Annotated in this window: 8 protein-coding genes and 1 pseudogene; 3 read left to right on the top strand and 6 right to left on the bottom strand. The window is 54.3% G+C overall.

Features of this window, described 5'->3' with window-relative positions; all coding sequences use genetic code 11:
• Both D6783_01055 and D6783_01050 read right to left on the bottom strand, forming a co-directional pair.
• A partial coding sequence (locus D6783_01055; GenBank protein ID RME53744.1) for a GTP-binding protein occupies nt 1–722 on the bottom strand: 722 nt, incomplete at its 3' end.
• Between the two features lie 55 nt (nt 723–777).
• Nucleotides 778–1329 carry a hypothetical protein gene (locus tag D6783_01050; protein RME53743.1) on the bottom strand — a complete coding sequence of 184 codons (552 nt, stop codon included), beginning with the start codon at nt 1327–1329 and terminating at the stop codon, nt 778–780.
• Nucleotides 1330–1659: 330 nt separating this feature from the next.
• Between D6783_01050 and D6783_01045 the strand changes: the two genes are divergently transcribed.
• Nucleotides 1660–2769 (top strand): hypothetical protein, encoded by a 1110-nt coding sequence (locus D6783_01045; GenBank protein RME53742.1) that lies wholly within the window; start codon nt 1660–1662, stop codon nt 2767–2769.
• Nucleotides 2770–2809: 40 nt separating this feature from the next.
• Here D6783_01045 and D6783_01040 read toward each other — a convergent pair whose 3' ends face one another.
• The 4 genes and pseudogenes from D6783_01040 to D6783_01025 form a co-directional block, all read right to left on the bottom strand.
• Nucleotides 2810–3184 carry an elongation factor 1-beta gene (locus D6783_01040; protein RME53741.1) on the bottom strand — a complete coding sequence of 125 codons (375 nt, stop codon included), beginning with the start codon at nt 3182–3184 and terminating at the stop codon, nt 2810–2812.
• Nucleotides 3168–3284, bottom strand: a pseudogene (locus tag D6783_01035) (RNA-binding protein). Before D6783_01035 ends, D6783_01040 begins: the two are co-directional and overlap by 17 nt.
• Before the next feature lie 107 nt (nt 3285–3391).
• Nucleotides 3392–5017, bottom strand: coding sequence for a CTP synthase (glutamine hydrolyzing) (pyrG, locus tag D6783_01030; GenBank protein RME53740.1), 1626 nt, complete (start codon nt 5015–5017; stop codon nt 3392–3394).
• A gap of 145 nt (nt 5018–5162) precedes the next feature.
• Nucleotides 5163–5792 (bottom strand): M50 family peptidase, encoded by a 630-nt coding sequence (locus D6783_01025; GenBank protein RME53739.1) that lies wholly within the window; start codon nt 5790–5792, stop codon nt 5163–5165.
• 42 nt (nt 5793–5834) lie between these two features.
• Here D6783_01025 and D6783_01020 point away from each other — a divergent pair, with 42 nt between their 5' ends.
• Both D6783_01020 and D6783_01015 read left to right on the top strand, forming a co-directional pair.
• Nucleotides 5835–6026 carry a hypothetical protein gene (locus tag D6783_01020; protein ID RME53738.1) on the top strand — a complete coding sequence of 64 codons (192 nt, stop codon included), beginning with the start codon at nt 5835–5837 and terminating at the stop codon, nt 6024–6026.
• A gap of 36 nt (nt 6027–6062) precedes the next feature.
• Complete coding sequence (locus D6783_01015; protein ID RME53737.1) at nt 6063–6491, top strand: peptidylprolyl isomerase; 429 nt, start codon at nt 6063–6065, stop codon at nt 6489–6491.
• Nucleotides 6492–6558 lie beyond the last annotated feature (67 nt).

Below are 6558 nucleotides of genomic sequence, written 5' to 3'. Positions count from 1 at the left end.
TCTTTGACTTCGAGGATGGTTCCTTTTGCTGGGGCGTTTGTGGTGATGTGAAGGTTTTTTTCGAGGAAGCGTTGCGCGAGTCCGGCGATGAGGACGATGAGTTCGGGGATGCCTGTTTTTGTCTTTGCAGAGCAGGGGACGATGGCGAGGGTTTTGGTGAAGTCTTCGATGCGGTCGAAGCGCTCTGCTGTGAGTTGGAAGTTTTCGTAGAGGGTTCCGACGATCTCGTAGAGTTTGGTGTCAAGGTAGCTTTGGACGTTGGAGGGCTGGGCGTTGAGTACGTCGAGGAGGGTGCCTTTTTTTGCTTCAAACCCCGGTGCGAGATCGATTTTGTTTGCGGCAATGATGAAGGGTGTTTTCGCGTTTCTGAGGATTTCGACAGCTTCTTTGGTTTGGGGCTTGAATCCTTCGTTAATGTCGACCGCGAGGACGGCGAGGTCCGCGAGGCTTCCGCCTCTCTTGCGTAGCGTAGTGAACGCGGCGTGCCCGGGGGTGTCGATGAAGAGGATGCCGGGGAGGGTGAGGGAGAACCCCATTGTTTTGATGAGGTCGCCGAATCGTTGGATGATGGCAGAAGTAGGGATGATGCTCGCACCGATGGCTTGAGTGATGTGTCCTGCTTCGGTTGCGACGATGTTGCTCTCTCGTATGGCATCGAGGATGCTGCTCTTGCCGTGGTCGACGTGGCCGAGGACGGAAACGATGGGGCTGCGAAGTGTCATTGCAGCCGCCAGGAGACGTGCCGCGTTTTTAAGCGTTCTTTTTTTTTGGTTTCTGTTATCGTTTTTGATGCGCGTTATTTTCGGAGGGTGTTGTTGGTGAGGGTTGTTGATTGGAGCACGTTTCGCACGCGAAGTCGCAGGCGGTGAGTTGGCGCATGTCTTCCCGTGCGAAGGCGTAGAGCTTGTTAGTGAGCGCCCATGGAATCCTTGGCAAGTATTTTTCTTGGAGCATTGTGTAGAGGTAGATGAGATGCCCTCCTTCTCGAGTGTCAATGCAAGGCCTTGCGAGGAAGTCGCAGATGGTGTTTTCGTCAACAAGGGTGACGCGGGGGCGGTGCGCGCTGTAGGGGTTGTGGCTTGTTCGTTCTTCAAGTCCGCCTCTTGAATTCTTCTTGTGTTGCGTCTGTATTTTTGTTTCTGGAAGTGGTGTTTTGGAGGAAGGCGGTGCGTGTCTTCTCACCTCTGCGACGAGGAGGAGGTAGTGGGGGCTTGCGATGTAGAAGTGTTCGGTGGCGTAGTAATCCGCAATTTCTATGGTGCTTGCGAGGGAATAAATGGTGTTTCCGCTGAGAAATGACTCCAAGTTGAGCACTCTTTGCGCTTTCAAGTCGGTAGTGCCTCCTTGTTTTTTTTGGCGTGTTTCTTTGTTCTGTGGAAACGCTCAGCGTGCTTTTTATTGGTTTTGGCTTAATATATTTTTCCCTTTTTTTTCTTTTCCTTCCTCTCTTTCTTTGGGGTGGTTTGGGGGGTGTGGTTTCATTTACCGCAGGGGTTGGTTCGCTTCTCTTTGTGTTTTTGTGAGTGTGTTTTTGTGAATTCCCCGAAACATTGAAAAAAAAGAGGTGTGTCCTTGGAGGGGTTCGCGGCTTCTTCAAGCCCGGAGCGCTTTTAAGGTTCGTTGGGATTTGCGTTTTCCTCTGGAAACGGGGTGGTGCGTATGGTCGTTGTTCGTGAAGGATCCGTGTCGATGGTGTTGCCGCAGGAAGGGGCGCCGACACGTAAGCTTCCTGTCTTTTATAATCCTGCAATGAAGCTCGCGAGGGACGTGCTTGTTGCGTTTTTTTCTGTTGTGGGCGCTTCTTCGTTTCGGGCGTGCTTTCCTCTGGCGGGCTGCGGTGTGAGAGTGTTTCGGCTCTTGCGAGAGCTCCCTGAGGGCGTGTTTTGCGATGTTGTCGCAGGAGATATCAATCCGGTTGCGGTGCATTGGGCGGAGAAGAACGCGGAGAGGCTGGGGCTTGCCAAGGCCGTTCAGTTCTTTCGCGAAGATGCGCGTGTCTTGCTCTTGAGAGAGCGTCATTTTGATGTTGTGGACGTTGACCCTTTTGGTTCTCCTAATCCTTTCCTTGACGCCGCCGTGCAGTCTTTGAAGAGCAAGGCCTACCTTGCCGTGACCGCGACGGATACTGCGTCCCTCGCCGGGGCGTATAGGGGAACGTGCAGGAGGAAGTACTGGAGCAGGCCTCTGAGTAATTTTTTGCGTCACGAAGCAGGCCTTCGTATTCTCGTGAGGAAGGTGCAGCTCGTCGCCGCCCAGCACGGGAAGGCGGCGGTGCCGGTGCTTTCCTATGCGAAGGAGCATTATTATCGTGTGATGTTCTTTGTTGAGAAGTCAAGGAAAGGTGCTGAGGACGTGCTGAGAGAGCACGGCGTGTTGTGGTGCTCTTCCCAAAGCGGCGAGGTTGGTTTTGTGAAAGGAGCGTGTTTTGAGGAGGGCGTGCAGACGAGAGGGCGTATCGTTGGCGGGCCCCTTTGGGTGGGGGCGTTGGGTGATCCCGTGGTGCTCGAGCGCGCAGCGGGCGCTGCTCGGGGTGATGCCGCGTCGCTGCTCTCTTGTCTTGCCGCCGAGGCGAGAGTTGGCGGTGTTGTGTATTCTTCCCACGTTTTGGCAGGCGTGCTTGGTGTTGAGAAAGCGCCGGGGTGGCGTGCCATCGCGGGAGGGCTTGAGAAGAGGGGTTTTTTGTTTGCGAGGTCGCATCTTGGCGGGGAGTTTTTTAGGACAAACGCGCCGTTTGCTGTGGTACGGGATGTATTGCAGGGGCGTTCGTGAGTGAAGCTTGGTTGGTGGTAGTGGCCCTAACGAAGCGCCCTTACCCGATTGCTCTGCGAACGTCGGTGCACTCGCAGCTAGAAACTCCGGGCAAAGAGGCAATTTCTTTTTCGATTGCTTCTGTGCTGCCCTTGCTTTCGTCAGCGACGAAGGTGATGATGAGTTTTTTGAGGCCGAACGCGACGGGTTCTTGGCTTGTGCGCATGTCCCCTTCGCCAGCGAACGCAGTGATTTTTTCTTTGGCGAGCGTGGTGAGGTGTTCCAAGTCGGTTTCGGGGCTTTCGGGCATGATGGTGAAGGTGACAATGACGTCGGCCATGGGTGTGTTCCTCTTTTTCGTCGCTCCGGCAAAAAACCTTTTTTTTGTAGTGTGCTCTTTTTTTTTGGAGGGTTGTTTTTTAGTTGGGGCCTTCAAAGCCGCATTGGGGGCAGGTGTAGCGAACGACTGTTTCTCGCTCGTTGCGGCTTCTTACGATTTCGTACTCGCCGCATTGGGGGCATAAGAATCGGACGCTGCCTGGTGAGTTGGTTACGCTGGCCTGCTCGGTGAGGCTGAGCGTTCGTTTTGGCTGAGTTTGTAAGGTCATGGTGGGGTGCTGGAAAAGCTGTTCCTTTTTAAAGCTTACTGGTTCGCCGTGTAGGGTGTTGTTCGGTTCTTGATGGCGGCTTGGACGAGGCCTAAGAAGAGCGGGCTTGGCTCGAGGAGGCCTGAAGTGAGTTCTGGGTGGAATTGGCTTGCCATGAAGTAGGGGTGGTCGGGGAGTTCGAGGATTTGCATGATGGGTCTTGTGGGGGCTTTGCCTGAGAAGACGAGGCCGTGTTCTTGGAGGGTGTCAATGAAGGCAGGGTTGATTTCGTAGCGGTGGCGGAAGCGTCGTCGTATGGTTTCTTGCTTGCCAAAGAGGTGGTAGGCGCGGGTTCCTTTCTTGAGGAGGACGTCGTGCCCGCCGAGGCGCATGGTGCCTCCTTTGTTGGTGATGCTTCGCTGTTCTGGGAGGATGCAGACGACGTCGTCTTGTTTCCCGCTGACTTCTTCGGTGTTTGCGTCTTTGATGCCGCATTGGTTCCTTGCGTACTCGACAACGGCGAGTTGCATGCCGTAGCAGATGCCCAGGAAGGGCGTGCCGGTCGTGCGGCAGTGCTCGATGACCTTGATTTTTCCTTCCACGCCGCGCGTTCCGAATCCTCCCGGGACGATGACGCCGTCGGCGTCCTTCAGGACGTGTTTGGCGTCTTGGGTGGTGGCGACTTTGCTCGTGTCAATCCAGGTGAGGGTGATGGCTGTCTTGGTATGGGCGGCGCAGTGAGTGATGGCTTCGGCGATGCTGGCGTAGCTGTCCTCGAGTTTGGTGTATTTGCCGCAGACGGCGATGGTGATTTCTTGCGTTGGTTGGTGGAGTTGATTGACGAGGCACTCCCATGTTTTGTTGTTCTGGGTGGTGAGCCTGAGTTTTTCTTTGAGGATGTGGTGGAGGCCTTCTTTTTTGAAGATGAGGGGGATTTCGTAGACGGTTGGTACGTCAACGCCGCTGATGACTGCTTCTTTGGGAACGTCGCAGAATTTTGCAATTTTTTCCTTGATGCGTTTGTCGAGTGTTTTCCGTGATCTTCCGATGATGATGTCGGGCGTGATGCCGCGCTCGCGTAGGAGTTGGACGCTTTGCTGGGTTGGCTTGCTTTTTTGTTCTCCGACGTGGCTGGGGGTGGGTACGTAGGTGAGGTGGATGTAGAGGGTGTTTTCTGCTCCGACGTCGTGTTTGAGCTGGCGGGCGGCCTCGATGTAGAGTTCGTTTTCTATGTCGCCGACGGTGCCGCCTATTTCGAGGAGGATGATGTCCGCTCGTTCTTGTTTTGCGATGCGCTTCCACCAGTTCTTGATGGTGTCGGTCACGTGGGGGATGAACTGGACGGTTTTGCCGAGGTAGTCTCCTTTTCGTTCTTTTTCGCAGACGGTGGTGAAGACTTTTCCCATGGTGAGGTTCCAGGAGCTCTTGCACGTGACGCCGAGGAATCGTTCGTAGTGGCCAAAGTCCATGTCGACTTCGCCGCCGTCGTCGAGAACGAAGACTTCTCCGTGTTCGATGGGGTTCATCGTTCCCGGGTCGACGTTGAGGTACCCGTCGCATTTCACGGGGATGACGCGGTAGTGGGGGGTGAGAAGGTTGCCGATGCTCGCCGCCGCGACTCCTTTGCCTAGTCCTGAGAGGACGCCGCCGGTTATGATGATCCACGTGGGTTTGGTAGGCACTGTTTGTGTTTTTCTCGTTGGCAGATAAAAACATTGCTGTTGTTAAGTGCGTATACTTGAATAGTTATCTTGAAGTTCAGATGAGGGCGTGGACGTGTTTGTGCGTCGTTGGTCGGGAGGTGGAGAAGAGCGTAGGTGTTTTTCTTTATGCGCTAAGGACGAGCTTGAAGAGGTTGGTGAGCACCCAGTAGCCGTCAAAGCCGGGAATGGGGAGGATGTTGAAGACGAAGAGGAAGAGGTTGATGCGTGCGAGGAGGATGAGTCCTTGCTGGGTTTTTGGTTGTAGGCTATGCCACCAGGAAGGGTTGTAGCGGAGGAGGAGTTGGGGTGTTGTCCAGAGGAGGAGGTTGACGAGGGGGCCTGCAAGGGCGATAAGGGCGCTTTGGAGAGGGGTTGCTTGGGAGGTGTACGCGACGTAGGCGGGGATGAAGAAGAGGATGCTTGCCCCTGCAAGTTTCATTGCGATCGCTGCTGCCATGAGGAAGCAGGGGAAGGAGGTGAGGCCGGAGATGCCTTGTTGGATGGTGCAAGCGCCAAAAAACGTGGCGTGGTGGCCGAAGGCGATGGCGGTGAATTTGTGGCCGAGTTCGTGGAGGATGATGCTGGGCGCGATGATGGCGGCGGCGAAGAGGAAGTCGTTCCAAGATGCTGTTTTTCTGGTGTGGGCGAGGTAGTCGTGGGTGGTTCGGTAGCGGAACGCGTCCTGGAAGAGAAAGCCCAGGATGGCTGTCATGATGAGGGCGTCGATGACTTCTGCGATGGAAAAGAAGGCCATGAAGGTGTTGGCCACGTGCCAGTTATTTATAAGTTTTGGTGTTTGTATGCGTTTTTGTATGCGTTGTGGTGCTTGGTGGGAGGGGTCGTGGTTGGTGACGGGCGAGGGTTGCTCGTAGTGAGGGTCTTGATTGTTGAAGTTTGCACGAGGAAAAGGAAAAGCTTTTTAAAGCATCTCGGGCTCTTGTTTCGTGTTGAAGTATTGGAACCAGTTGTTTCGGGATGTTCTTTTTAGGCTTTTCCGTTCTCTTGGTTTCGGAGGGTAAGGAGTATGGCTTCTGTGAAGAAAGGAGATGTGGTGAAGGTGCATTACGTTGGCACGTTTGAGGATGGTGCCGTGTTTGACTCGTCTGAGGGCAAGGAGCCGTTGGAGATTGAAGTCGGCGCGGGGAAGGTTATTAAGGGTTTTGATGATGCCTTGGTTGGCATGGATGTCGGCCAAGTCAAAGAGGTGACGATTGCTTCTCAGGACGCGTATGGTGATACGAATCCGCAGCTGATTCAGAAAGTGCCGAGGAAGGCGTTTGGGGATCAGGAGGTCAAGGAGGGGATGATGTTTGCAGTCCAGGCGCCTTCTGGCCAGCAGATTCCTGCGGTGATTAAGGATGTCGGGGCGGATGAGGTCACGGTGGATTTGAATCATCCTTTGGCGGGGAAGACGTTGAAGTTCAAGATCACGCTCGTTGAGATTAAAGCGTAATGGACGGGTTTTGAAGGAGACGTCTTTTTTTTGTCTGTTCTCGCTCTGCCCCTTATTTTTTTTCTTG

The organism is Candidatus Woesearchaeota archaeon (assembly GCA_003694805.1).
In the GTDB taxonomy this organism is placed as follows: domain Archaea; phylum Nanobdellota; class Nanobdellia; order Woesearchaeales; family J110; genus J110.
Note: the sequence above shows the minus strand (reverse complement) of the source record. Positions and strands in the feature narration are given on the sequence as shown.